Annotated in this window: 25 protein-coding genes; 9 read left to right on the plus strand and 16 right to left on the minus strand. The window is 64.8% G+C overall.

Translation table 11 applies throughout. The features are described 5' to 3' along the window. Nucleotides 1–12: 12 nt before the first annotated feature. Nucleotides 13–972, minus strand: coding sequence for a GlxA family transcriptional regulator (locus tag WJ542_RS12125; protein ID WP_411189524.1), 960 nt, complete (start codon nucleotides 970–972; stop codon nucleotides 13–15). A 119-nt stretch (nucleotides 973–1091) separates the two neighbouring features. On the opposite strand from WJ542_RS12125, the gene WJ542_RS12130 reads away from it, so the two are divergent. The 3 genes from WJ542_RS12130 to WJ542_RS12140 all read left to right on the plus strand — a co-directional run bounded on the left by WJ542_RS12130 (nucleotide 1092) and on the right by WJ542_RS12140 (nucleotide 2799). Beyond that, on the plus strand, nucleotides 1092–1892 hold the full coding sequence (locus tag WJ542_RS12130) for an SDR family NAD(P)-dependent oxidoreductase (protein WP_411189525.1): 801 nt from the start codon (nucleotides 1092–1094) through the stop codon (nucleotides 1890–1892). 71 nt (nucleotides 1893–1963) lie between these two features. Beyond that, nucleotides 1964–2275: a DUF4148 domain-containing protein gene (locus WJ542_RS12135; RefSeq protein WP_487007204.1), complete on the plus strand. Its 312-nt coding sequence runs from the start codon at nucleotides 1964–1966 to the stop codon at nucleotides 2273–2275. Between the two features lie 293 nt (nucleotides 2276–2568). After that, a complete protein-coding gene (locus tag WJ542_RS12140; protein WP_411189527.1) occupies nucleotides 2569–2799 on the plus strand; it encodes a hypothetical protein in 231 nt (76 codons plus the stop codon). 481 nt (nucleotides 2800–3280) lie between these two features. Here the strand turns inward: WJ542_RS12140 and WJ542_RS12145 are convergent, their stop codons facing one another. Further along, nucleotides 3281–4171 carry a LysR substrate-binding domain-containing protein gene (locus WJ542_RS12145; RefSeq protein ID WP_411189528.1) on the minus strand — a complete coding sequence of 297 codons (891 nt, stop codon included), beginning with the start codon at nucleotides 4169–4171 and terminating at the stop codon, nucleotides 3281–3283. A 125-nt stretch (nucleotides 4172–4296) separates the two neighbouring features. On the opposite strand from WJ542_RS12145, the gene sdhC reads away from it, so the two are divergent. From sdhC to WJ542_RS12165, 4 genes are all read left to right on the plus strand, one after another. Next, nucleotides 4297–4713, plus strand: coding sequence for a succinate dehydrogenase, cytochrome b556 subunit (gene sdhC / locus WJ542_RS12150; protein ID WP_411189529.1), 417 nt, complete (start codon nucleotides 4297–4299; stop codon nucleotides 4711–4713). Nucleotides 4714–4716: 3 nt separating this feature from the next. Further along, nucleotides 4717–5085: a succinate dehydrogenase, hydrophobic membrane anchor protein gene (sdhD, locus tag WJ542_RS12155; RefSeq protein WP_411189530.1), complete on the plus strand. Its 369-nt coding sequence runs from the start codon at nucleotides 4717–4719 to the stop codon at nucleotides 5083–5085. Nucleotides 5086–5089: 4 nt separating this feature from the next. Then, nucleotides 5090–6865, plus strand: coding sequence for a succinate dehydrogenase flavoprotein subunit (gene sdhA / locus WJ542_RS12160; RefSeq protein ID WP_411189531.1), 1776 nt, complete (start codon nucleotides 5090–5092; stop codon nucleotides 6863–6865). Between the two features lie 669 nt (nucleotides 6866–7534). Further along, nucleotides 7535–8236, plus strand: coding sequence for a succinate dehydrogenase iron-sulfur subunit (locus tag WJ542_RS12165; RefSeq protein ID WP_411189532.1), 702 nt, complete (start codon nucleotides 7535–7537; stop codon nucleotides 8234–8236). Nucleotides 8237–8267: 31 nt separating this feature from the next. On the opposite strand, the gene WJ542_RS12170 is transcribed toward WJ542_RS12165, so the two are convergent. Genes WJ542_RS12170 through WJ542_RS12185 form a run of 4 tightly spaced genes read right to left on the minus strand, consistent with a single transcriptional unit; the run spans nucleotide 8268 to nucleotide 13040 of the window. Continuing rightward, nucleotides 8268–9449, minus strand: a complete 1182-nt coding sequence (locus WJ542_RS12170) for a lipid-transfer protein (protein ID WP_411189533.1) — start codon at nucleotides 9447–9449, stop codon at nucleotides 8268–8270. After that, nucleotides 9446–11017 (minus strand): AMP-binding protein, encoded by a 1572-nt coding sequence (locus tag WJ542_RS12175; protein ID WP_411189534.1) that lies wholly within the window; start codon nucleotides 11015–11017, stop codon nucleotides 9446–9448. Before WJ542_RS12175 ends, WJ542_RS12170 begins: the two co-directional genes overlap by 4 nt. 51 nt (nucleotides 11018–11068) lie before the next feature. Further along, entirely contained in the window at nucleotides 11069–12190 is a 1122-nt protein-coding gene (locus WJ542_RS12180) for a DUF5938 domain-containing protein (protein ID WP_411189535.1), read from the minus strand. Nucleotides 12191–12236: 46 nt separating this feature from the next. Then, nucleotides 12237–13040, minus strand: a complete 804-nt coding sequence (locus tag WJ542_RS12185) for an SDR family NAD(P)-dependent oxidoreductase (protein WP_411189536.1) — start codon at nucleotides 13038–13040, stop codon at nucleotides 12237–12239. Between the two features lie 258 nt (nucleotides 13041–13298). Here WJ542_RS12185 and WJ542_RS12190 point away from each other — a divergent pair, with 258 nt between their 5' ends. After that, nucleotides 13299–13946: a TetR/AcrR family transcriptional regulator gene (locus WJ542_RS12190; RefSeq protein ID WP_411189537.1), complete on the plus strand. Its 648-nt coding sequence runs from the start codon at nucleotides 13299–13301 to the stop codon at nucleotides 13944–13946. Nucleotides 13947–13994: 48 nt separating this feature from the next. On the opposite strand, the gene pdxA is transcribed toward WJ542_RS12190, so the two are convergent. From pdxA to WJ542_RS12205, 3 genes are read right to left on the minus strand one after another with little or no spacing between them, the layout of a single operon-like run. Next, nucleotides 13995–14996, minus strand: a complete 1002-nt coding sequence (gene pdxA, locus WJ542_RS12195; RefSeq protein ID WP_411189538.1) for a 4-hydroxythreonine-4-phosphate dehydrogenase PdxA — start codon at nucleotides 14994–14996, stop codon at nucleotides 13995–13997. After that, nucleotides 14993–16312, minus strand: a complete 1320-nt coding sequence (locus WJ542_RS12200) for a four-carbon acid sugar kinase family protein (RefSeq protein WP_411189539.1) — start codon at nucleotides 16310–16312, stop codon at nucleotides 14993–14995. Before WJ542_RS12200 ends, pdxA begins: the two co-directional genes overlap by 4 nt. Further along, nucleotides 16309–17301 carry a 2-keto-3-deoxygluconate permease gene (locus WJ542_RS12205; RefSeq protein WP_411189540.1) on the minus strand — a complete coding sequence of 331 codons (993 nt, stop codon included), beginning with the start codon at nucleotides 17299–17301 and terminating at the stop codon, nucleotides 16309–16311. Before WJ542_RS12205 ends, WJ542_RS12200 begins: the two co-directional genes overlap by 4 nt. Before the next feature lie 285 nt (nucleotides 17302–17586). On the opposite strand from WJ542_RS12205, the gene WJ542_RS12210 reads away from it, so the two are divergent. Then, nucleotides 17587–18354 carry a DeoR/GlpR family DNA-binding transcription regulator gene (locus WJ542_RS12210; RefSeq protein WP_411190539.1) on the plus strand — a complete coding sequence of 256 codons (768 nt, stop codon included), beginning with the start codon at nucleotides 17587–17589 and terminating at the stop codon, nucleotides 18352–18354. Here WJ542_RS12210 and WJ542_RS12215 read toward each other — a convergent pair. The 7 genes from WJ542_RS12215 to WJ542_RS12245 all read right to left on the minus strand — a co-directional run bounded on the left by WJ542_RS12215 (nucleotide 18329) and on the right by WJ542_RS12245 (nucleotide 24013). Continuing rightward, complete coding sequence (locus tag WJ542_RS12215; protein WP_411189541.1) at nucleotides 18329–18850, minus strand: DoxX family protein; 522 nt, start codon at nucleotides 18848–18850, stop codon at nucleotides 18329–18331. The genes WJ542_RS12210 and WJ542_RS12215 overlap by 26 nt on opposite strands. 266 nt (nucleotides 18851–19116) lie before the next feature. Beyond that, a complete protein-coding gene (locus WJ542_RS12220) occupies nucleotides 19117–19503 on the minus strand; it encodes a potassium channel family protein (RefSeq protein WP_411189542.1) in 387 nt (128 codons plus the stop codon). Nucleotides 19504–19507: 4 nt separating this feature from the next. Beyond that, nucleotides 19508–20305 carry a c-type cytochrome gene (locus tag WJ542_RS12225; RefSeq protein WP_411189543.1) on the minus strand — a complete coding sequence of 266 codons (798 nt, stop codon included), beginning with the start codon at nucleotides 20303–20305 and terminating at the stop codon, nucleotides 19508–19510. Further along, nucleotides 20302–21924 (minus strand): b(o/a)3-type cytochrome-c oxidase subunit 1, encoded by a 1623-nt coding sequence (locus WJ542_RS12230; protein ID WP_411189544.1) that lies wholly within the window; start codon nucleotides 21922–21924, stop codon nucleotides 20302–20304. The genes WJ542_RS12225 and WJ542_RS12230 overlap by 4 nt, the downstream gene beginning before the upstream one ends. After that, nucleotides 21914–22483, minus strand: coding sequence for a cupredoxin domain-containing protein (locus tag WJ542_RS12235; protein WP_411189545.1), 570 nt, complete (start codon nucleotides 22481–22483; stop codon nucleotides 21914–21916). The genes WJ542_RS12230 and WJ542_RS12235 overlap by 11 nt, the downstream gene beginning before the upstream one ends. A gap of 17 nt (nucleotides 22484–22500) precedes the next feature. Beyond that, nucleotides 22501–22692 (minus strand): hypothetical protein, encoded by a 192-nt coding sequence (locus tag WJ542_RS12240; RefSeq protein WP_411189546.1) that lies wholly within the window; start codon nucleotides 22690–22692, stop codon nucleotides 22501–22503. A 7-nt stretch (nucleotides 22693–22699) separates the two neighbouring features. Continuing rightward, nucleotides 22700–24013: a c-type cytochrome gene (locus WJ542_RS12245; RefSeq protein ID WP_411189547.1), complete on the minus strand. Its 1314-nt coding sequence runs from the start codon at nucleotides 24011–24013 to the stop codon at nucleotides 22700–22702. Between the last annotated feature and the right edge of the window lie 7 nt (nucleotides 24014–24020).

Here is a 24020-nt window from a genome sequence, read left to right on the forward strand (position 1 = left end):
CGGGAGATGCCGCTATGCGGGATCTCCGCCTCCCGCGCGAGCGTCGCGCCGCACCGCCTGCGGCGGCAGGCCAAAGCCGCGCATGAACACCTCGCGCATATGGCGCCGATCGCGGAAGCCGGTTTCTTTCGCGATAACTTCGAGCGGGTGGCGGCTCTGCTCGATCATGAGCCGCGCCGCCTCCAGTCGCAGTCGCTCGACCGCCTTCGCCGGCGACTGTCCCGTTTCGAGCGTAAATACGCGGCTGAACTGGCGCGCGCTCATATGCACGGTGTCGGCCAGTTCCTCCACGGTCAACGCGCGATTCAGGTTCTGCCGCGCATAGGTCAGCGCGTTCTGGATGCGATCCGTTTTCGGCGCAAGTTCCAGCATTTCCGAATGCTGCGACTGGCCGCCCGCTCGTCGCTGATGCATCACGAGCTTGTGCGCCACCGAGCGCGCCGCCTCGGCGCCCAGGTCCTTCTCCACCATCGCCAGCGCCAGATCGAGTCCCGCCGTCATGCCGGCGGACGTCCACACCGGGCCGTCGACGATATAGATCCGGTCCTCCTCCACGCGCACCTCCGGGAACCGGCGCTGCATTTCGCGCCCAAACGCCCAGTGCGTCGTCGCGCGCCGCTGCGCGAGCAGGCCCGCTTCGGCAAGAACGAATCCGCCCGTGCAAATACCCGCAATGCGCCTCGCGCGCAAGCTCGCCTTGCGCAGGAACGCCAGCACACGCTCGGGCGCCGGCGACCTGAGCGGGTTGTTGACGCCGGCGACCATCCACGTATCCACCGCGGCGGCTCCGCGCAAAGGCCGCGTACCCACGCCGAAGCCAAGCGACGAGCGCACCTCGCCGCCGTCGAGGGAAAAATTGTCCACCGCGTAGAACGGCTCGCGCGCCACGACGTTCGCGTACTCGAACACCGACTGCGGCGCGAGCGTCATGATCTGGAAGCCGTCACTCAGTAAAAAGCCGATCCGGTGCATGTCCGTTTCCCGTCAGGCGATGTCCTGAATCATAACCTTATATGTCATTTCTGTCGCGACGAAACCCGGCCAGAATGGGCTCACCGTTTCATCAACGACTTGTCGAATGGAGTGACATCATGGCTCATACGTATCGCGGTACCGCCCTCATTACCGGCGCGTCTTCGGGTATCGGCGCGGTCTACGCCGACCGGCTCGCGCGGCGCGGCTACGACCTGATCCTCGTGGCGCGCAATCGCGAGCGGCTGGCCGCCCTCGCGGAACGCATCACGAACGAAACGCAGCGGAGCGTCGAGATCATCGACGCGGATCTGAACGACCGCGCGGCGCTGGCCGCCGTCGAAACCAAGCTGAAGCAGGACGCGAGCATTACGCTGCTGGTCAACAACGCCGGCGTGGGCACCCACAAGCCGCTTCTCGACAGCGACGTGGAAGCGATGACGCGACTGATCGACCTGAATGTCACCGCCCTCACCCGCCTCACGTATGCCGCGGTCCCCGGCTTCGTCGCGCGCGGCGCGGGCGCCGTGATCAACATCTCGTCCATCGTGGCCATCTCGCCGGAAACGCTCAACGGTGTCTACGGCGGCAGCAAGGCTTTCGTGCTCGCGTTCAGCCAGTCGCTTCACCACGAACTGGCCGCCCGGGGCATTCGGGTGCAGGCCGTGCTGCCCGGCGCCACCGCCACCGACTTCTGGCAGACCGGCGGCCTGCCGATCGAACACTTGCCCGCGGCCATCGTCATGTCGGCCGAAGCCATGGTGGATGCCGCCTTGACGGGCTTCGACCGCCATGAAACCGTGACGATCCCCTCCTTGCATGCGGGCGAAGAATGGGAGGTGTACGAAGGCGCGAGGCGAACGATGGCGCCGCATCTGTCGAGCAACAGCCCGGCGGCTCGCTATGTGACGGCGCAATAACGCTCGAACATCTCGCTTTGTCTTATTTCATCATGGTAAGGATTGCTTACCGTGACATGGAGTCCATGATCATGAAATCGCTTTTCAAGGCCGCGGCGCTGATGGCCGCGCTAACCGCTCCGCTCGCCTCGTTCGCGCAGACAGCGCAGCCGCTCTCGCGCAGCGAAGTGGGCGCGGACCTGGTACGCGCGGAGCAGGCCGGCTACAACCCGAACGACTGGTTGCACTACCCGGAGAACCTCCAGGCAGCCCAGGCGCGCATCGCCGCGCATCACGACAAGACGGCGTACGGCACCGGCACGACAGGCTCGTCGCAGGCGGGCCAGCATGCCGAAGTGACCGCGAGCCCGTATTCGCCGCCAGTCGAAGTCAAGGGAAATTAAGCCCTTGGCGCTTTCATCGGCGAAGCGGCCCACGGCTGGGCCCCGCTTCGCCGGCCTCAATTTGAATGCCCGGGTGTGTCGGGCTTGTTTCCACGAACCCGGATTCGTGCAAGCGTTCTTGTCCCTTCGTGCAGATGAGCCGGTGCCCGTTCTGCCGCGCCACGGCTCGACGCGAGACGGGATATGCGGCGAGATGCCGCGCCAAAATTTGTTTCGAACTTGTCCTGCATCAAGCCCGCGGCCGCGCGCCTATTCTGGCATCTGTCTCATTAATCATTTGCCGGAGAACAGCCATGAGCCCGCTTTCGCTTCTGATCGATCATTCCCGCCTGCTTGGCCGTGTTTCTACGCTGTACTCGTTTGCCCCCGACGTAGAAGCGAAGGCTGCATACGAGCATGCCGTGACCGACAAGGCCGTCGAACAACATGATGAACGCGCAGTCCAGCTCAAGGGACTTGTCACGGGCACGCTGCTTTTCCTGCCGTTTCTGATCGGCTATTTCGTTGCGTGTGGCAGCCGGTAATTCCTGGCTAACCGCGGCGCGCTGGCGCGCGGTCGATGAAATCGAAGCGTTTCCTTGTCGCCTGCTTTATGCAAGGTTGTTATGGAGGATATTCGTGAGTCTTAACTTGCCCTCAATATTCGCGCGTCTGCGAAAATCCGGAATTGCGCCAGCGCGGAAAGAGATTGTTTTGGGTCGAGAGCACTTGCCCACGCCGTCCATCGAACGCGATTACAGCCTCGGTATCCTGTTCAGCGTATTTCTGATCGGCTCATTGTGCATCGTGAGCGTAATAAGCGGTTTTCTCTTCCTGCTTGATTAGCACTTACTGTTATCCGACCAGGGTCACCGTCAAGCGCCGACTTTGAGCCCGGGGCATCGAGCCCTTCATGCGGCTCGGAAGCGCCGGGACACCGGCGCTTCCGCCAGATTCCCATCGCCTCCCGCGCAGACTCCGCCGGCCCGAACCGGTCGTGCCGGTTGCAGCCGGAGTATCGATCGATCAGCCGTGCCCGCCCTCGCCTGCCAACTCCAGAAAATTGGCGACTTTCGCATTGGGCACATGGGTTCGGCACGCCACCTTCAGGCCGATATCGGGGACGTTTCCATCGATGTCGACATAGACCACGCCTTCCACCTGGATCTGCGTGACGGCGGCGGGCACCATCGAAACGCCGAATTCGGCCGCCACGAAATTGATCACGGAAGCAAGCTGCGGAGCCTGCTGTCCGAGCAAAGGCTCGAAGCCCGCTTCGCGGCACGCGCCGACGATCCGGTCATACAGGCTTGGACTGGCTTCGCGCGGTATCAGCACGAACAGCTCAGCCGCGAGCGCCGCGAGGGGTAGCTTGCGCTTTCGCGACAAGGCGTGCGTCGCCGGCAGGACGAGTTTCATCGGCTCGATCGCAAGCGGATGGAACTCGATTCCGGTCGGCGGGCTTCCTCCAGGCCTCACGAAGGCCACATCGAGCCGGCCCTCGTCGAGCAGCGAGAGCAGGTTAGCCGTGTTCCCTTCGGCCAGCGTGAGCTGGACGTTGGGGAACGACTGGCGAAAGAGCCGTATGAGCCGGGGCACCATCGGATTGAAGGCGGCCGAGCCGGTGAATCCGATGTTCAGGTGTCCTATCTCGCCGCGCCCGGCGCGCTGCGCGTTGCGAACGGCGCCCTGCACATCGCCCAGGAGGCGCTTCGCGTCGTCGGCGAATGCGGCCCCGGCCTCGGTCAACGCCACGCCGTGTCCCGTGCGCCGAAAGAGCTGGACCCCGAGCTCGCGTTCGAGCGCATGCAGTTGCTGGCTGAGCGGCGGCTGGCCGATGCCGAGCTTGTCGGCAGCCCGTGTCACGTTGCGCTCTTCCGCAACGGCGAGGAAATATCGAAGGTGGCGGAGCTCCACGCGATGTTCTCCAATACGTATATCAGATAGACGTAACAGATATTGGACAGAATATCAAGCAGGCGCGACAATGTGCCCTGTAGAGATCCATCAGGATGTCGATTTCACGGGAGAGGGAGACTGGGATGGCAGAAGCCGCAAAAAAACCGAGGCCGGAATACCGGAACATCGGGCTTGGGCAGATCTTGTTCGCCTACCGCCTGCCGCTGGCAGGGCGCGTATCGATCGGCCACCGCGTGAGCGGGGCCTTGTTGTTCGTCTTCCTGCCCTTCCTGTTGTACCTGTTCGACCAGAGCCTCACCTCCGAACTGAGCTTCGCGGTCTTCCAGGCTTTCCTCTCCAACCTCATCGTCAAGCTCGTCGTGCTGGTGCTCGGCTGGGCCTTCCTGTTCCACTTCTGCGCCGGCGTGCGGCACCTGTTCATGGACTTCAGCCATGATCTGGCCAGCAAGCAGAAAGCGAAGTCGACTTCCCTCGTCGTCGTGATCGTCTCCTCGGTCCTCACGATCGCCTTCGCGGCCAAACTCTTCGGAGCCTTCTGAAACATGTCTGCCAACAACGGAATCGGTCCGAAGCGCCTCGTCGTCGGCGCTCACTACGGCCTGCGCGACTGGATCGCCCAGCGCGCCACCGCCGTCATCATGGCGCTCTACACCGTCGTGCTGCTCGCCCTCTTCTTCGGCGCGCACGACTTTTCGTACGACGGCTGGGCCTCGATCTTCTCCGCACAGTGGATGAAGCTCGCCACCTTCGTCACGCTGCTCGCGCTGTTCTATCACGCCTGGGTGGGCGTGCGCGACATCTGGATGGACTACATCAAGCCGGTCGGCCTGCGCATCGTGCTGGACGTGCTGACGATCGCCTGGCTGCTGGGCAGCCTCGGCTACGCCGCTCAGATTCTCTGGAGAGTGTAAAAGAATGGCTGCAATCAAGAACTCCCTGCCGCGTCGCAAGTTCGACGTGGTGATTGTCGGCGCGGGCGGCTCGGGGATGCGCGCCTCGCTGCAACTCGCGCGCGCGGGCCTCTCGGTCTGCGTGCTCTCGAAGGTGTTCCCCACGCGCTCGCACACGGTGGCCGCGCAGGGCGGCATCGGCGCGTCGCTGGGCAACATGAGCGAGGACAACTGGCACTACCACTTCTACGACACGATCAAGGGCTCCGACTGGCTCGGCGACCAGGACGCGATCGAGTTCATGTGCCGCGAAGCGCCGAACGCCGTGTACGAACTGGAGCACATGGGCATGCCGTTCGACCGCAACGCGGACGGCACGATCTACCAGCGCCCGTTCGGCGGCCACACGGCCAACTACGGCGAGAAGCCGGTGCAGCGCGCCTGCGCGGCGGCTGACCGGACCGGCCACGCGCTGCTGCACACGCTGTACCAGCAGAACGTCGCGGCGAAGACCACGTTCTTCGTCGAATGGATGGCGCTCGATCTGATCCGCGACGCCGAAGGCGACGTGCTGGGCGTGACCGCGCTGGAAATGGAAACGGGCGACGTCTACATCCTCGAAGGCAAGACCACCCTCTTCGCCACGGGCGGCGCGGGCCGGATCTTCGCGGCCTCGACGAACGCGTTCATCAATACCGGCGACGGTCTGGGCATGGCGGCGCGCTCAGGCATCGCGCTGCAGGACATGGAATTCTGGCAGTTCCACCCCACCGGCGTGGCCGGCGCGGGCGTGCTGATCACCGAAGGCGTGCGCGGCGAAGGCGGCATCCTGCGCAACGCGAACGGCGAGCGCTTCATGGAGCGCTACGCGCCCACGCTCAAGGACCTGGCACCGCGCGACTTCGTCTCGCGCTCGATGGACCAGGAAATCAAGGAAGGCCGTGGCGTGGGTCCGCACAAGGACCACGTGCTGCTGGACCTCTCGCACATCGGCGCCGAGACGATCATGAAGCGTCTGCCGTCGATCCGCGAGATCGCGCTGAAGTTCGCGAACGTGGACTGCATCAAGGAGCCGATCCCGGTCGTGCCGACCATCCACTACCAGATGGGCGGCATCCCGACGAACATCCACGGCCAGGTCGTGGGCACCGCGAAGGGTCACGAAGACCCCATCAACGGCTTCTACGCGGTGGGCGAATGCTCGTGCGTCTCGGTGCACGGCGCGAACCGCCTGGGCACGAACTCGCTGCTGGACCTCGTGGTGTTCGGCCGCGCGGCGGGCAACCACATCGTCAAACACGTGAAGGAGCAGCGCGATCACAAGCCGCTGCCGGCGGACGCGGGCGAGTTCTCGCTGGCGCGTCTGGCCGCGCTCGACAGTTCGAGCTCGGGCGAGTATGCGCAGAGCGTGGCGAACGACATCCGCGGCTCGATGCAGAAGCATGCGGGCGTGTTCCGCACCTCGGCGCTGCTGGAAGAAGGCGTGAAGGACATCGCGCAGATTGCGGAGCGCGCGAAGCACATCCACCTGAAGGACAAGTCGAAGGTGTTCAACACGGCGCGCGTGGAAGCGCTCGAAGTGGCGAACCTGATCGAGGTTGCGCGCGCAACGATGGTGTCGGCCGAGGCGCGCAAGGAAAGCCGCGGTGCGCATGCGCAGAGCGACTACGAACATCGTGACGACGAGAACTGGCTGCGCCATACGCTGTGGTTCAGTGAAGGCGACCGGCTCGATTACAAGCCGGTGCACATGCAACCGCTGACCGTCGAGTCTGTGCCGCCGAAGGCGCGGACGTTCTAAGTTTTTTTGTCTTGTGTTCTGGTGATTTGGTGTTTTGGTGTTTCCTTGTTTTCGTGTCGGTATGCAGGCGTTGCCCCTGTGCGGGGCGGCACCTACTTTTCTTTGCAGCGGCAAAGAAAAGTAGGCAAAAGAAAGCCGCTCACACCGCTAATGCCTGCCACCATTCACCTCTCGCAGTAATTGCCAGTGGCTCCGGAGCGTCTGTTACCTCGCACCTTCAAACTGAGTGACAAAGGGCTCATACCTCCCGCTTCGCGCTATGCGCTCTGCGGAAGGGTCTGCAAGGGAAACCGGCTGCTGCATGGAGCCGTGAATACGCGTGCGCCAGAAGGTTTTTGTTATGCCCTTCGGGGCGCGTAGCGCCACCGGATGAATGAGTCCTTTGTCACTCTGGTTGGCGGCGAGTGGCGACAGACGCTCCGGAGCCACTGGCTGTGGTGGTGCGAGGTGAATGGTGGCTGACATTAGCGGTGTGAGCGGCTTTCTTTTGCCTACTTTTCTTTGCCGCTGCAAAGAAAAGTAGGTGCCGCCCCGCACAGGGGCAACGCCTGCATACCGACACGAAATCAAGGAACCGCCAAAATCGCCAAAACAGAACTAGCGACAGACAAAAAAACAGACAAACCCAAACCACGCCCTAACCGGCAAGCCAGTCAAAAGGAATCGGAAATGGCCAAACGAATTTTTGAAGTCTACCGCTACGATCCGGACAAGGACGCGGCGCCGCGCATGCAGACGTACGAGCTGGAGCTCACGCACGAGCGCATGCTGCTCGACGCGCTGGTCAAGCTCAAGGAAGTGGACGAGACGCTGTCGTTCCGCCGCTCGTGCCGCGAAGGCGTGTGCGGCTCGGACGCGATGAACATCAACGGCAAGAACGGTCTGGCATGCCTGACGAACCTGAACGACCTGCCGGCGAAGATCGTGCTGCGTCCGCTGCCGGGGCTGCCGGTGGTGCGCGACCTGATCTGCGACTTCACGCAGTTCTTCAACCAGTACCACTCGATCAAGCCGTACCTGATCAACGACACGCCGCCGCCGGAGAAGGAGCGCCTGCAGTCGCCCGAGCAGCGCGATGAACTGGACGGCCTGTACGAGTGTATTCTGTGTGCGAGCTGCTCGACGTCGTGCCCGAGCTTCTGGTGGAACCCGGACAAGTTCGTGGGCCCGGCGGGCCTGCTGCAGGCCTACCGCTTCATCGCGGACAGCCGCGACGAGGCCACGGGCGATCGTCTGGACAACCTGGAAGATCCGTACCGCCTGTTCCGCTGCCACACGATCATGAACTGCGTCGATGTCTGCCCGAAGGGTTTGAACCCCACCAAGGCGATCGGCAAGATCAAGGAACTGATGGTGCGCCGCGCGGTTTGAGGCGGCGTTCCCTCAACGCTCAGTCCCGTCCTCAGCCTCGCCGATAAAGCGTCACGACGCACGCGCCGCCCAGCCCGATATTGTGCTGAAGCCCCACGCGTGCGCCATCGACCTGCCTCGGCCCCGCCGTTCCGCGCAACTGCCAGACCAGTTCGGCGCACTGGGCGAGTCCGGTGGCGCCGAGCGGGTGCCCTTTCGATAGCAGTCCTCCCGATGGATTGGTGACGACCCTGCCGCCGTACGTGTTGTCGCGCTCGCGCACGAATCGCTCCGCGCCTCCTTCCGGGCACAGTCCGAGCGCCTCGTAGCTGATCAGTTCGTTGCTCGTGAAACAATCGTGCAGCTCGACGAGGTCGAGATCTTCCGGCCCGATACCGGCCGACTCGTAGACCTGCCGGGCCGCCGCCGCCGACATGTCGTAGCCGACCATGCGCATCATCGAAGCCGGCGCGAAACTGCCCGGATAATCGGTCGTCATCGCCTGCGCGGCAATGTAGACGGCGTCGGACTTGCCATGGCGCTTCGCGAATTCATCCGAACACAGCACGGCAGCGCCTGCGCCGCAGGTCGGCGGACAGCACTGGAGGCGCGTCAGCGGATCGAACACTGCGTCCGAGCCCATCACCTGCGCGAGATCCAGCGGATCGCGAAACAGCGCAAACGGATTGTGCGCCGCATGCTCGCGCGCCTTCACCGAGATCATGCCGAACGTCTCCTTCTTCGCGCCGTAACGTTCAATATATTCGCGGCCCGCGCCGCCGAACATGCGCGCCGCGAGCGGCGCGGGCGACTCGCCCATCAATGCGTCGGCAACGCCGACGTGCAGCCCGAGCGGGGAGGCACGATCGTCGAACCGGGTCGTGAGCGCGCCCTTCGCCATCTGCTCGAAACCCAGCGCCAGCACGCACTCGGCCGCGCCGCTCTCGATCGCCTGCCGGGCCAGCCAGAGCGCGGTCGATCCCGTCGAGCAATTGTTGTTGACGTTGACGACCGGCACACCCGTCATGCCGATCTCGTAGACGGCGCGCTGCCCGCAGGTCGAATCGCCGTAGACGTATCCCGCGTACACCTGCTCGACGGCTTCATAGGGGATGCCGGCATCGTCCAGCGCCACGCGCGCGACGTTGGCCGCCATCTGGTAATACTGCGGACTCGCGCCCGGCTTCGTGAACGGGGTCATGCCGACACCCATGACATTGACGCGACGATTCATGCTTCCCTCCCTCGGAGTTGACCCGCTTCATCGCGCACTACAGCGTCGCGCAATCGTTCTTTCACGTCCGGCTTCGACACCTTGCCGACCTTCGAGCGCGGCAGGTCCGGCCACACCTCGATCTGCTTGGGCGTCTTGACGCTACCGATACGCTGCTTCACGAACGCCGTCAACGCCGCGACGTCGACGCGCCTGCCTTCGCGCGGCTGCACGACCGCCACGACGCGCTCGCCCCACTTCTCGTCGGGCACGCCGATCACCGCGCAATCGCGTACGTCGGCATGCGCCAGCAGCGCCTGTTCGACTTCGATCGAATAGACGTTGAATCCGCCCGTGATGATCATGTCTTTCGCGCGGTCGACGATGTACAGAAAGTTGTCCTCGTCGAGATAGCCGATGTCGCCCGTATGGTGCCAGCCGAACGCGGAGGCTGCCGCCGTCGCGTCCGGGTTGCGGTAATAGCCGGCCATCACGAGCGAGCCGCGCACGACGATCTCGCCGCGCTCGCCGGCGGCGAGCAGGCGTCCTTCGCCATCCATGATGCCCACTTCGACGAGCGGCGTCGGCCGCCCCGCCGACGACAGGCGCTCGACCGCGATCGATCCGTCCGGCCGGTAATGGTCTTTGGGCGCGAGCGTCGACACCATCATCGGCGCCTCCGTCTGGCCGAAGAGTTGCGCCATCGGACCGATTTTCACGAGTGCCTCGGCCAGCCGCTCGACCGAGATCGGCGCCGCCCCGTACCAGAAGCATTGCAGCGAAGCGAGATCCGTTTCCGGCAACCGCGGGTGATCGAGCAGCATGTAAATGACGGTTGGCGGCAGGAAGGTATGCGTGACGTGCTCCCGCTCGATCGCGGCGAGAAAGGCCCCGACATCGGCGTGCCGCATCACGACGATCCGGCCGCCGAGCGTCATGATCGGCAGGCACAGCACGCCGGCCGCATGCGTAAGCGGGGCGAACGCGAGATAGACGGGGCGCCCCTCGAACGGATAGCTCATCAGCGTGAGCGCCGTCATCGCCTCCAGGTTGCGGCCGGACAGCATCACGCCTTTCGGCACGCCGGTCGTGCCCCCGGTGCCGGGCAGCATCACGAGATCGTCCACCGGCTCGCGCTCGAAGAACGTATCCGGCACGCCCGTGAGCCAGTCGGCAAGACGCGGCGCGAACGGCTGCGCCACGTCGAGGCAAACCACGACGCTTAGCGCCGGCAGATCGGGCAGCATCTTGCGCACCATCTCCGCATACGCGCTATGGAATATCAGCACGCGGCAATCGAAGGCAGCGAGCAGGAAGCGGTTCTCGGCGACCTCGTTACGCGGATTGATCGGGCACCAGACGTTGCCCGCGCGGGAAATGCCGAACACGCACGCAAACGCGACGGGATCGTTGCTGGACAGAATCGCCACCTTCTCGCCGGTGGAGACGCCGGCAAGGGCGAGCCTTTGCGCGAGACGCCAGCTGAGACGCTGCACCTGCGCGTAGGTGAGCGTCTCGTCGTCCGCAACGAGGCAGGGTCGGTCGGCGCCAAGCGACGCGCCCTTGTCGAGATACTGGGTCAAACGCATGACGGCTCCCTGCGCAATGGACAAGAACAGGCGTAAAGCGAACGCGGAGCGTCAGTCGTGAACGGTGAGGACAGGTTTCATCACCAGCCCGAAGCTGCGCAACTGGCCGAGCAGCGTGCGATGTCCGAATGCCTGGCATCCCGAAGCGAATCCCACCCGCTGCGGCGGCGCTTGCAGCAGCGAGAACGCCGCATACGCCTGCAGCAGCCCCGTCTGCTTGTAGTTGCAGATGCCGTGGATCACACAGTGCGCGCGGCCGAGCGGCCCCGAGGCGTACACCGAATCGATCGTTGTGTTCAGGCGTGGGTTCTCGCGCGGCGGCATGTTCGCCTGCATGCTGCTCGCAATCTCGGCCAGCGCGACCTCCTGCTGATCCGGCGGCAGCGGACGAATCTTCTCCTCGAACATCTGCTGCGTTTGCCGCACGCCTTCCATCACCGCGCGCGCCATCACGCCGCCCACCGCGCGGCAGTTCGACACGCGCGGATCGTCCTTGAACCACACCGGATGCGCGGTGCCGCCCCACGGCACGGCGATTGCCGTGTCGTGCTGCCCCGGCACCTGCACTTCGAGATGCGCGGTCGGCTCCCAGGCGACGTATTGGTTCTGTTCGAGGTAATACCAGGTGGCTTTCAGGATCGTGAAGATCGTCTGGGTCGATGCGTAGGTGGGGAAACCCTTCCACAGCACCAGAATGTCGAGCGTATCGAGTCCAGGGGTCTCCAGGCAGAGATTGGCTGCGATTTCCCCCGTCGTATACATCTGCGCGATGTTCGGCGCGAGCAGCAGCTCCTTCTTTGCGAATGCCTCACCCCAGCGCTCCTTCGCGTGCAGCACCCAGTCCTGCTCGCCCGTCGTGTCCGAATAGTGGCAGCCGGCCGCGAGGCAGGCCTCGACCACTTCCGATCCATACTTGATGAACGGCCCCACCATGTTGCTGACGAACTTCGCACCCTTGAACAGTTCCGTTAGCGCGCCAACCGAATGCTCCACCTCGACAACCTCGTAATTCGCGGTCTCGATACCGGGAATGCGCGCGACCACGTCCTCCACGCGCTTCTTGTCGCGCCCGGCCGCGATGAACGGCACGTTGTATTCGCGCAGGTATTCGCACACGAGGCGGCCGGTATAGCCCGACACGCCGTACACCACCACTGGCTTCTTCGCACCCATGAACTGACTCCCTCTCTGGAAACTGGACGGCCGCGTGCGGCGGCGCTCACATACCCATGCCGCCGTCGACCGGCAAGCCGGCGCCGGTGATGAAGCGGGCTTCTTCGGTACAGAGGAACACGATCGCGTCGCTGATTTCGTCGACGGTGGCGAGGCGATTGAGCGGCGTTTGGCCGACCACGGCGCCGACCGCCGCGTCGATGTCGGGCGCGAGTCCGTTGGCGACGATGTCGGTCGCGAGCTTCATGCCCATTTCGGTCGGCGTGAGGCCCGGATAGACGCAATTGACGCGAATGCCATAGCCCAGCTTGCCCGCCTCCATCGCCGCAACGCGGGTCATCCGGTCGACCGCGGACTTGGTCGCGGAATAGCCGGCGATGGCGGGATAAGCAATCGTGGCGGCCACCGACGACACATTGACGATGGCGCCGCCGCGCCCCGCCGCCCCACCCGGGCGCATGGCGCGGAACGCATGCTTGAGCCCAAGGCCGACGCCCACGACATTGATGTCGCACATCCGGCGCAGGTCCTCGGCCTGCAGATCCGCGATCAGCGAGGTGATCTCGATGCCCGCGTTATTGATCAGGATGTCGAAACCACCCAGCTCGCCGACCACCGCGCCCACCGCGCGCTCCCACTGCGCGTCGTCGCGCACGTCGAGCGCCACCGAGCCGGCGCGCGCGCCCGTCTGTGCGAGTTCGCTCGCCGTTCGCGCCGCGAGATCGGTGAGCACATCGCCGATCATCACGGCGGCGCCCGCTTTCGCCAGCGCCTGCGCCACCGCCGCGCCGATACCGCGCGCGCCGCCCGTCACCAGGGCCTTACGCCCGTCCAGCCTGCCATTCGCCATGTCTCCTCCACGCGTCAAAGTTGCGCCGGACAAACCTCGCGATCTGCCGGCCACCGGCAACATCTAACCACTTGTAAAGATTATTTTTAACGCATGGTTGGATTTCTTTATCCACTTGTCAAGATTTTTCTGGACGATTGCCCAATTTTTTCTTGACAGCCGTTTCGCTGCTTCGCACAATGGGTTTGCCTGCCGGCAAGGGCTGCGCGCAATGTGGCGTACCGCGCCGGGCGAACGATCGAAGGGGAAAACAGCAGGATGACGAGGCATCACGACACAGCGACGCCCGCCGCGAGGCCGCGCGCCGCGCGCCCGAGGCGCGATCCGGTCGACAAGTACGAGGCCCGCCGCATTGAACTCGCGGAGGCCGCGCTACAGACGCTCGCCGAGCTGGGCTATGCGAAGACCAGTCTGCGCGAAATTGCGCAGAAGTCCGAGTTCACGCACGCGGTGCTGCACTACTACTTCGAGGACAAGCTCGATCTGATTCGCTGCAGCATCCGGCACTTCAAGGCGCAATGCGCGACGCGCTACGACGTCGTGACGGCTTCGGCGCGCTCGCAGGAGGAACTGATGAACGGCTTCCTCGACAAGCTAGAGGAAACCATTCGCGACGAGCCGAAAATGCACTGCCTCTGGTACGACCTGCGCGCGCAGGCGCTGTTCGAAGAGGCGTTCCGCGACGTCGTGCATGAAATCGACGCGAGTCTGGAGGCGATGGTGTGGCGTGTGGTGAGCCGCTATGCCGAGCTGGGCGGCCGGGAACCGTCAATTACGCGCGGGGCCGCCTATGCCCTGCTCGACGGTCTGTTTCAGAAGCACCTTCTGGCTCACGTATCGAAAGAGCCCAACGCCGTTCCCGATCTGCTCCGGGAAGTTCGGAATCTGCTTCCCGGGCTGGCATAAAGACTGCCTTGTTATTTCGGCAGTCCCAGGCATCTGGCTCTCCACGCGTCAACCGCGCCGCGTCGCCAGTTCGGCGCCTTGACGCAGCGCTTCGAGCAGACTGCGTTCGTCGGCAACACCCTTGCCGGCAATGTCGAACGCCGTGCCGTGATCGACCGAAGTCCGCACGACGTCGAGGCCCACGGTCACGTTGACGCCCGCTTCGAGGCCCAGCACCTTGACCGGGCCATGCCCCTGATCGTGGTACATCGCCACGACGAGATCGAAATCGCCGCGCCCGGCGCGATAGAACAGCGTGTCGGCCGGCAGCGGGCCTTCGATGTCCCAGCCGCGTTCGCGCAGCAACTGCACGGCGGGAACGATCTTCTCCTCCTCTTCGCCATAGCCGAACAGACCGTTTTCACCGGCGTGCGGGTTGATACCGCACACCGCAATACGGGGATTCGCAATCCCGGCCTTCTGCAGCGTCGCATGGCCACGTTCGATGGTGCGCTGGACGAGACCCAGTTCGATCTTGCGGATCGCGTCGATAATGCCGATATGCGTCGTCACGTGAATCACGCGCAGCTTCGGCGCGACCAGCATCATCGACACTTCTTCGATACCGGTCAGGTGCGCCAGCATTTCCGTATGGCCCGGATACTTGTGGCCGCCGGCGTGCAGCGCCTCCTTGTTGAGCGGGGCCGTGCAGATCGCGTCGATCTCGCCCGACTTCGCCAGTTCGACGGCACGCGCGATGAAGCGATACGCCGCATCGCCCGCGACGGGCGACAGCGCGCCGAACGGCAGGTCGTCCGGAATCAGGCCAAGATCGACGCAGTCGATCGTGCCGAACTCGTAACGCGCCTGCGCCGGACTTTCGATGCGCCGCACGCGCGCCTGGCCGCCCACCAGACGGTTGGCCGCGTCGAGGCGCCGCGCGTCGCCGATCACCAGCGGGCGGCACTGTAGATACACGGACTCGTGCATCAGGCTCTTGACGACGATCTCGGGGCCCACGCCGGCGGCGTCGCCCATTGTGATGCCGATCACGGGAAGGTAGTTGCTCATAAAGTCTCGTCCGGTTTCGGATGGCTCGCTGCGCGAGCCGGTGAGGGAGATAAAAAAATTTCGGTATCCGTATTATTTTCCTGACCGCGCAAATGCCGGTAGGCACCGTACAACGCATGCTCGCTGCCGAATGCGCCGGCCTTGGTCACGACCGTGAGGTGCGCATGGGCGTGCGGCCGCGCGACCGCGACGCCGGGCTCGATCTCGCCCAGCAGTTGCAGGCTGTCGATGCCCGCAGTGGCGAGCATCGCGCGCGCGGTCTCCCCACCGGTTGCAATCAGTCCGCCGAGATGCGCGAAGAACGGATGCGCGAGCGCGGCCAGCGCCATCGACAGTTGCGCGCCTTCGGCCGGGTCGAATGCCTCGTCGCGACCGATGCGCAGCAGCAGATCGGCACGCCCGGCGAGGTGTGCGCCAATGCGCGCCTGCCACTGCGTCCAATGCGGATGCCGCGCGCCCGCGCGCAGCACGGCAGGCGGCACAACCACTTCGCCGATCCCGGTATGCTCGCGCAGCAGCGCGCATTGACGGGCCGAAACCGTCGCCAGGCTGCCGACCAGGACCAGCACGGCACCTTCGCGGTACGCCGCCGGTTTCCGTTCCGGGTGTTTCCGCCCTGCCTCGCCGAACAGCCCGCTTACCGCTGCGAGCTCACGCGCGAGGCCGCCAGAGCCAACCCAGAACAGCGCGTCGTCGCTGGCGACGGTGGCCTCGGCGAGCGCGCGAAGATCCGCGTCGGTGTGCGCATCGACGATCAGCGCCTGGGCGCCGCTGCGCGCCGCGGCAGAAAGCGCCTCGCTTAGCGCGCGTGGATCGCCGCGCAGGATTTCGACGCCGAGCGTTTCCGCGCGCAGCCCCGCCTCAGCCAGCAGCGCACGAAGGTCGGCCGGGCGCCCGACATGTTCGAGTTGCCAGGTTTCCGTGTTTTCGAGCGGCACGTCCCGCACGAAAACGCGTCCGTCGCGTACCGTGCGCCCGGTTGCCGGGAACGCGGGCGCGACGATCGCGAGCCCCGCGAGTGCCTGCAATGCGGCAACCTCGGCGGCCCAGTTGCCGCGCAAGGTCGAATCGATTTTCTTGTAGAGGCGCCGGCCGCTGCCGCGCTGTGCCTGCCACGCCGCGCTCGTGCAACGCGCCGCGTCATCCGGCGGCAGGCGGCGCGTGTCGGTGTCGATGGCCATCACTTCCGCTGCGCTGCTGCCGCACGCGGCATTCAGCACGACCGAGGTAGCTCGCCCGGCGCTCGCAAAGGCGATTGCGCAATCGGCGGCGCCCGACAGATCGTCGGCAATGATCAGCAGGCCTGACAAACTCACCGCGCCACCCCCGATGCAACCCGTTCACCGGCCTCGCGCTGTGCGATGCGCTTCGCAACCGCCGCCGTCAGTATGGGCGACAGGATGGCCGTGACGACCACGCACGCGGCAACCAGCAGCGTCGCGCTTTTGGCGGCTTCCGCATAAGCCGGATTGGCTGCCGCGATCAGCGCGGGCACGGCGGCGCCATTACCCGCCGTATTGGCCGCGGCCACGCCGGCGACACCCGTGCCGCCCGTCAGTCGGTCCACGATAAACAGCGGAATGCCGGTCACGATCACCACGGCAACGCCTAGCCCGATGCCCAGCAGCCCCGCCTGCCAGACCTTGTGCAGATCGAGGCCGGCGCCCAGCGCCAGCGCGAAGAACGGAATCATCACCGGCACCGCGCGGCCGAGAAAGGCACGCATCTCGCGGTCCAGATTGCCGAGCAGCATGCCGGCCGCGAGCGGCAGGATGCTGCCGACGAGCGTTTGCCACGGAAACGCCGAGAGGCCGGCCACGCCCAGCGTCACCATGGTCAGAAACGGGCCGGATTCGAGCGACATGATCGTGTAGGCGCCGACGTCTTCGGATTTGCCATATTGCCCCATCAAGGCCATGTACAGACCGCCGTTTGTGTCGTTCATCGCGGCGACCACCGCGAGCGTCGAAAGACCGGCGAAGAGTCCCGACGAAACCGGCTGTTCGCCGAGAAAATGCCCCAGCACGACCCCCACCACAATGGCCGAGCCGACCTTCGCGGCGAACAACGCGCCGCCTTTCTTGAGCAGATAGGGCGTGGCCTTGACGTCGATCGCAGCGCCCATGCACACGTAGAACACGGCGAGGATCGGCAGCGCGCCCGTAAACAACGCATTGGTGAAGGAGCCGAAGAACTTCGGCATGCCCGGCACGAAGGTGGCAATCGCGGCGCCAAGCAGTAGCGGAACGATCATCATCCCGCCGGGTATGCGTTCAATGCTGCGTTTGATCGGTAGTTGAGCCATGATGTCTCCTGATTGTAAATGATCGATATATTCATTATTTTGATCGAATCGATCATTCGCAGTGTACGACATCTCCGCAGGCCCGAGCAATCCCTCGCTACCTTTCATCGATTCAGGCTGAAATCCTCCGCCCGGACCGGCAGCCATCGTGGCGATCAGTTTGACCGATTCGGTCAATTTTTCCGCGTGCCGGCGATTGCGATTGCCCGATCGGCCGCTTTGGTTACACTTACGCGCGTTGGCGCGCCGCAGCGCGCCGTCCGGCCAACCGTCAAGTCACCACCCATGAAAGTCACCCACCGCCGCGAAGCGATGCTCAAGGCCGTTCTCTCCGGCATGACCGATGTGGGCGCGCTGTGCGAACACTTCGGGATGTCGGAAGCCACCGTGCGCCGCGATCTCCGCGCCCTCGCGCAGGAACGCCGCATCGTGCGGACCTACGGCGGCGCCGCCGCGGCAATAGGCCTGCACGAGCCCGAGGAGTCCCTGAACAGCCGCAGCGAGAGCTTCCGCGAGGAAAAGGCGGCGATCGCGCGACGCGCGGCCCGCCACGTTTCGGAGGGCGACACGATTTTTCTCGACGGCGGCACGACGACCGCCGCGATGGCGCGCCTCCTTGCCGGCCGCCGCGACATTCACGTGGTGACCAACAATCTGCTGGCCGTCAGTCTTCTCGCGGCGAGTGACGTGCCGCTCACGCTGATCGGCGGCGACCTGCGCGCCAGCAGCATGAGCACGCTCGGGCCGCTGGCGCAGCTCGCACTGAGCCGCGTGACGGTCGACAAGGCATTTCTGGGCGCCGACGGCGTGGTGGCGGGCCGCGGGCTATGCGAAGCCAGCACGGAGCAGGCTTACCTGAAGGAATGCATCGTTCGACAAGCTGCGCAACTGTTCGTGCTGGTCACGTCGAACAAGCTGGACCACGCCAGCCAGCAGCACTGGACGCCGCTGGAGCGCGACTGGACGCTCATTACCGACGTCCCGGCCGATTCGCCGCCGCTCGCCAGCTTTCTGTCGCGCAGCGAAGTCACGATCGAGACAGCGTCGCTCTGATCGTCCGCGCATACCACGGACGTAGCAGCGTATCGACGGCCAGCGGCCCCGAACCGCCCAATACGAGCGTGAGCAATGCTGCGGCGTAAAGCAGATCCGTTTCGTAGCCGGGCGGTCCAAAGCTCGGCACTCCGTTGATCACGTCCATCAGCTTGATCGACGTGAACCCGTACGGCAAATGGACGGTGAGCGTCGCAACCAGCAGCACCACGAGCATCGGCACCGCCACCAGCGGAACGGCAAAGCCGGCCAGCATCATCAGTCCTCCGAACAGTTCGATGACAATGGTTGCCCACGCCATGAAGTGCGGAGCCGGCACGCCGAGCGCATGCAGGATCGTTGCGAAGTGATCAGGATGCTTCACGATCTTCGCGTAGCCGTGCGCCATGAAACCGTAGCCGGTCAAGACTCGTATCGGCAAAGGAGAAAACCGCTGGAATCGGGACGCGAGGTACAACGGATCGACCAGACGGACGATCGAAGGGATCGTTTTCAAGCGCGACTCCCATAGTGCGGGCCGCAGGCTGCGGACAGGATAGGCACCCGGCACGAGCGGTGCGATCCGGGCGAGACACCTGTTAATTCGTGGCGAGCCGCTTTCCGGTTACAACCGGGCGCACTATTTTTGTAACGGCAATCGGGATGACTGACTGCGTGCCCGCGCCGCTGCCCTGCCGCCACGCGTCACGGGTAATCCGAAAACCGCGAGTATCCGGGCAGTCCTGCGCCGGCACGCACGCCGAACGGCAGACGTCCCGTACTTCAGCGCGACAACAGGCCGGCGCGTTGCGCTGCGACCTGAATGCCATACACGGTCGAGCCGGCGATGACGCCCGTCGTCAGGACGCCCAGCATCCCCAGCAAGACCGCGATGATACGGCCGGCGGTAGTGGTCGGCACGACATCCCCGTAGCCGATCGTCAGCGCCGTGACCGCGCAGAAATAGAGCGTTTCTCCCGGTGGCGACGGCGTACGCGTGATCGTGTTGACGGCGCCGCCGACGTAATACATCGCGCTCGACAACGAGCCGAAGATCAGCAGCAGAATGACCAGAAGGCTGCGCAGATGCCAAAGGACCCTGGCAATTTCGGCAACGGCAATACCCGGCGAGATCTTGACGTGAAGGTCGTCTTCGGATCCCTTGTCCATGGAATCAGTGCGTGAGGCCTGCGTACCATGACGCCGCCTCGGCCATCTCCTCGGGCGTCATGTTCTGCGCGATGTTGCGCATCTGGCCGGAGATATCGTTATGCCGCGCGCCCGAGGCAAACGCTTGCAGTTGCGCCTGCGTATAGACCGACGGCAAGCCGTCCAGCCGCGGGCTGCCCGCCTTGGTGTCGATCCCGCCATGGCACACGGCGCATGCAGGGATGTTGCGCAGCGGCGCGCCCTGCGCGACGATCCCGGGCGCGTCCCCCAGATCCGGCCCATGGGGAAGCCGTGGCCCCGGCAACGACGCATAGTAGGCCGCGAGATCGCGCATGTCCTGGTCGCTCAGGTTCGCCGCCATGGGCGACATCACGGCATTCTGGCGGGCTCCGCTCTGGAAGTCCTGCAACTGCTTGTAGATCACGAGCGCGTTCTGGCCTGCGAGATTCGGCGTGTTCGCCCCGCTCACGCCGCGCTCGCCATGACACATCGTGCAGCGCAAAGCGAGCGTCGCGCCGCGGCCGATCGAAAGCGGCGTCGCCCCATCGAGCATCTGCGGCGTGACGGCCACCTTGCTCAACTGCACCTTGGGCGCGACCGGCGTGCCGCCGGCGAGCCAGCTCTGCGGCACCCCCGCGGCGCTGCAGATCGCGTTCCAGATGCCCTGAAACTGCGCGTCAGGCTGCGCCGAGGGAAGCCAGACGAAGCCGACCGCCACCGAGAACACGAACACCGCGGCCGTGCCTCCGACACTCGCCCGGAACCACGGATTGCGCCAGGAGAACAGGCGTTCCTCGTTCATGGCCGCGCTCCTATCGGAATCACGGGCACATCGTTGCCTCTCGCGATCAGTTGGGCGATGGGATAGCCGTAATTGAGCACCGTGAGCGCGACCATCAGCGTGAGCCACAGCGCGAAGCTGTTCAGCGCCACCGGCAAGGTGTGCGGCTCGTGCACCGCCGTGCTGAAGCGGTATTCCTCGGGCGCCGCCGGCTCGCCGCGATGCCCCTGGATCAGGATAACGAAGAACACGATGGCGGAGGCCACCAGGATGAAACCACCGATTGCCGACAAGACGACCGGGAACGCTTGCGCGGCGATGGCCGGATCCGTGTAGTCGTAATAGGCCATGCGCCGCGGCATGCCGAGAATGCCGACCCAATGCCACGGAAACGTCAGCACGATCATGCCGACGAACCACAGCCATAGCTGCAGCCGCATGAGCTTCCAGTTCTTCATCGCGCGGCCCGTGATCTGCGGCCACAGGTCGTAGGCAATGGCGAAGTACATGATGACGATCGCACCCGCGTAAATCAGGTGGAAGTGCCCGGTGATCCACTGCGTGTTGTGGACGGTCTCGTCGAGCTGATAGCTCATGTTGATGAGGCCGCCCGCACCGCCGAAGCCGAGCATCACGAACGACAGCGCGAGCGCCAGCATCTGCGGATTGTCCCAGGGCAGCGCGCCGAGCCAGCCGAAGGCGCCCTTGCCACCGCGCAGGCGCGCGGCGATTTCCACGGAGGCGCAGATCGTGAACACCGTGAGCAGCGTGGGCACCGCCACGAGCGCTGTGAACACGGACTGCAGGAACTTGAAGCCCGAGCCCACCTGCGGATCGGCAAAGAGGTGGTGCATGCCGATCGGCATCGCCACGACGAGAAAGAGGATGAACGAGATGCGCGCCATCGCGTCGCTGTAGAGCCGTCCGCCGATCGCGCGCGGCACGATCGTGTAGTACGCGATATAGGCTGGCATCAGCCAGAAGTAGACGATGGCGTGCAGCGTCCACGAGAAGAACACGCGCGCGAGGCCCGCGTCGATCGTCGTGCGCCAGCCGAAGGCGGCGGGCAGGATCTGGAACAGGATTTCGATGGCGGCGCCCACCGCCGTCCAGCCCCACAGCAGCGAACCCGCGACGCTCGCGAACATCGGCAGCGGCACGGGCTTGCCGGGATTGTCGCGCTTCCAGGCGGCCAGATTCACCGACATCAGCGCCACCCAGATCCACGAGCCCACCACCACGAGCACGACGCCGAGGTAATAGAACACGTTGCCGACCATCGGCGGATAGAACGTGTAGAGCACCGAAGCGAGTCCCAGCGCCACCGTGACCGAGGCCATCACCGCCCCCGCCGCCACGAGCACGAAGCCCGCCCAGGCCCAGTTCGCGCCAACCAGCGCGCGCTTGAGCGAGAGCTCGGTCACGGCGTAGCCGAAACCCATCGCGATGAGCGTCGGAAACACGTAGCCCATCACGGTGCCGTGCTCGGTCACCGAGCGATAGTAGATCTCGGGATCGCGCAGCCACGGATGCAGCGGGCTGCGCACGTACATCTGCCAGGCACCGAGCAACAGGGCCACCCCGAATACGGCAAATGCCAGCCAGAAGTGCGAGAGCACGAGTCGCTTGTTATTTAACACAGCTAAGTCTCCGCGAGGTGGCCGCCATCTGCATGAACGCGTCCCTGTCGATGACCTTCACGTGCGCCCACATCCCCTGGTGCCCGGTGCCGCAGTACTCGTGGCACGGCATCAGGTGGTCGCCGGGCGACGCGAAGGTGGTGCGGAAGGTGGAGATATAGCCGGGCTCCACCATCGAATTGATATTGGTCTGCGTGACGAGAAAACCATGCACCACGTCGGCGCTCGTCGCGCGAAACGTGATCGGCACGCCGGCGGGCACGAGCAGGCATTGCGGCGTGAACGAGTACTGCTGCGCGACGATGCGCACCGTCACCGATCCGTCGGGCTCCACCGCGCTGCCGAGATTGCTCTCGATGAATTCGCCCGATACGTTGAGCGTTTCCGGCTGGATCGTCTCCACGCGCGAAGGCGGCATCATCGACCAGTGCAGTCCCGTGAAGATCACCACCGCGACCGTGCTCGCGATCAGCAGCGACGCAACCAGCGCCCAGCGCCGTTCGACGGTGGCGGCGACTTCTTCGGAACCGTGCGGATCGGGAACGGTGGAGTTCGACATGGAGCCGTATGCCTCGGTTATTGGATGACGCCGCGCGGCAGGAATACGAGGAAGTAGAACGCGTACCAGAGCCCGATCACGATTGCGGTGGCGATGCCGGCCACCGCAATCGCGCCGCGCGGTCCCTGCCGCACGATATCGTCCACGCGCTCCGGTTCGCCGCGCCGTGCCGGATCGTTCGGATCTTCAGGGACGGGGGAATTGATCATCGTGGCCTCAGAAGAGCGGCGCCGAGCGCAGGGTGTTGACTTCCTGCACGGTGACCGGCGTACCGTGATTGCCCCAGGCGGTGCGGATATACGTAACCACGGCGGCGACCTCGACGTCTGAAAGCGACTGCGCAAACGGCGGCATGCCGTACGGCGTCGGGTTCTTCATCGTGCCCGGCGCGTAGCCGCCGTTGAGCACCATCCGGATCGGGTTGACCGACGAAGTCATCTGGATCGACTGGTTGTTCGCGAGCGGCGGGAAATTCGGCGGCTTGCCCCGCCCGTTGTCCGCGTGGCACACCGCGCATTGCGCGCCATAGATTTTTTGACCCAGCGGCGCGAGACTGTTTTTCGCCTCGGTGGTGGTCGCGCTCGGCTGCGCCGTGTCGACTTCGCCGGAATGGGCCGGCAGCGCCTTGAGGTAGACGGCCACCGCCCGCACGTCCTCTTCCGTGAGGTACTGGAAGCTGTCGTAGACAACTTCGGCCATCGGTCCGTAGACCGCGCCGCGATTCGACACGCCGGCGTGCAGCAGGCCGACGATGTCGTCGATGCTCCAGTCGCCAAGGCCCGCTTCCTTGTTCGACGTGAGCGACGGCGCATACCAGTCCTGCATCGGAATCAGGCCGCCCTGGAACTCCTTGGACTTCATATTGCCGCCGAGCGCGTTGATTTCGGTGTGGCACATCGTGCAGTGGCCGAGGCCCTGGACCAGATAGGCACCGCGATTCCATTCGACCGATTGCGTCGGGTCCGGACGGTACTCGCCCGCCCTGAAGAACAGCGTGCGCCAGCCCAGCAGCAACTGCCGCTGGTTGAACGGAAAGCGCAGTTCGTGCGGACGGTTCGGTTGATGGATCGGCGGTGTGGATTGCAGGTAGGCGTAGATCGCATCCGAGTCGGCGCGCGTGACCCGCGTGTAGGCCGTATAAGGCATCGCCGGGTAAAGCAGCGAGCCGTCGCGCGATTTGCCTTCGTGCAGCATGCGGTAGAACTCGTCGGCGGTCCACGCGCCGATGCCGTCTGCCTTGTCGGAGGAAATGTTGGGCGAATAGAGCGTGCCGAAAGGCGTGGCCATGGCGCGGCCGCCGCCAAAGAGCTTGCCGCCGGGGATCGTGTGGCAGGCGATGCAGTCGCCCGCGCGGGCGAGGTACTCGCCGCGCGCAGTCACCTGGGTGTCGTTGCTCGCCGGCGCGGGCGTCTGGGCCTGGGCTTCGGCGCGCGGCATGCCGGACAGCATCAGGACACCGCAGAGCACAACCAGCGCGCCGCACGCCTTGCGGAGGGAAAGCTCGATGCGATTGAGGGTTGCGAGGCACATGGTTGGA

Origin of the sequence: Paraburkholderia yinzeri (assembly GCF_046581065.1) — a bacterium.
GTDB lineage: Bacteria > Pseudomonadota > Gammaproteobacteria > Burkholderiales > Burkholderiaceae > Paraburkholderia.

Excerpts from the sequence above, each read along its gene's own strand:
- WJ542_RS12125 (WP_411189524.1), bottom strand. The coding sequence starts at position 972 with ATGCACCGGATCGGCTTTTTACTGAGTGACGGCTTCCAGATCATGACG.
- WJ542_RS12130 (WP_411189525.1), top strand. The coding sequence starts at position 1,092 with ATGGCTCATACGTATCGCGGTACCGCCCTCATTACCGGCGCGTCTTCG.
- WJ542_RS12135 (WP_487007204.1), top strand. The coding sequence starts at position 1,964 with ATGAAATCGCTTTTCAAGGCCGCGGCGCTGATGGCCGCGCTAACCGCT.
- WJ542_RS12140 (WP_411189527.1), top strand. The coding sequence starts at position 2,569 with ATGAGCCCGCTTTCGCTTCTGATCGATCATTCCCGCCTGCTTGGCCGT.
- sdhC (WP_411189529.1), top strand. The coding sequence starts at position 4,297 with ATGGCAGAAGCCGCAAAAAAACCGAGGCCGGAATACCGGAACATCGGG.
- sdhD (WP_411189530.1), top strand. The coding sequence starts at position 4,717 with ATGTCTGCCAACAACGGAATCGGTCCGAAGCGCCTCGTCGTCGGCGCT.
- sdhA (WP_411189531.1), top strand. The coding sequence starts at position 5,090 with ATGGCTGCAATCAAGAACTCCCTGCCGCGTCGCAAGTTCGACGTGGTG.
- WJ542_RS12165 (WP_411189532.1), top strand. The coding sequence starts at position 7,535 with ATGGCCAAACGAATTTTTGAAGTCTACCGCTACGATCCGGACAAGGAC.
- WJ542_RS12170 (WP_411189533.1), bottom strand. The coding sequence starts at position 9,449 with ATGAATCGTCGCGTCAATGTCATGGGTGTCGGCATGACCCCGTTCACG.
- WJ542_RS12175 (WP_411189534.1), bottom strand. The coding sequence starts at position 11,017 with ATGCGTTTGACCCAGTATCTCGACAAGGGCGCGTCGCTTGGCGCCGAC.
- WJ542_RS12180 (WP_411189535.1), bottom strand. The coding sequence starts at position 12,190 with ATGGGTGCGAAGAAGCCAGTGGTGGTGTACGGCGTGTCGGGCTATACC.
- WJ542_RS12185 (WP_411189536.1), bottom strand. The coding sequence starts at position 13,040 with ATGGCGAATGGCAGGCTGGACGGGCGTAAGGCCCTGGTGACGGGCGGC.
- WJ542_RS12190 (WP_411189537.1), top strand. The coding sequence starts at position 13,299 with ATGACGAGGCATCACGACACAGCGACGCCCGCCGCGAGGCCGCGCGCC.
- pdxA (WP_411189538.1), bottom strand. The coding sequence starts at position 14,996 with ATGAGCAACTACCTTCCCGTGATCGGCATCACAATGGGCGACGCCGCC.
- WJ542_RS12205 (WP_411189540.1), bottom strand. The coding sequence starts at position 17,301 with ATGGCTCAACTACCGATCAAACGCAGCATTGAACGCATACCCGGCGGG.
- WJ542_RS12210 (WP_411190539.1), top strand. The coding sequence starts at position 17,587 with ATGAAAGTCACCCACCGCCGCGAAGCGATGCTCAAGGCCGTTCTCTCC.
- WJ542_RS12220 (WP_411189542.1), bottom strand. The coding sequence starts at position 19,503 with ATGGACAAGGGATCCGAAGACGACCTTCACGTCAAGATCTCGCCGGGT.
- WJ542_RS12225 (WP_411189543.1), bottom strand. The coding sequence starts at position 20,305 with ATGAACGAGGAACGCCTGTTCTCCTGGCGCAATCCGTGGTTCCGGGCG.
- WJ542_RS12235 (WP_411189545.1), bottom strand. The coding sequence starts at position 22,483 with ATGTCGAACTCCACCGTTCCCGATCCGCACGGTTCCGAAGAAGTCGCC.
- WJ542_RS12240 (WP_411189546.1), bottom strand. The coding sequence starts at position 22,692 with ATGATCAATTCCCCCGTCCCTGAAGATCCGAACGATCCGGCACGGCGC.
- WJ542_RS12245 (WP_411189547.1), bottom strand. The coding sequence starts at position 24,013 with ATGTGCCTCGCAACCCTCAATCGCATCGAGCTTTCCCTCCGCAAGGCG.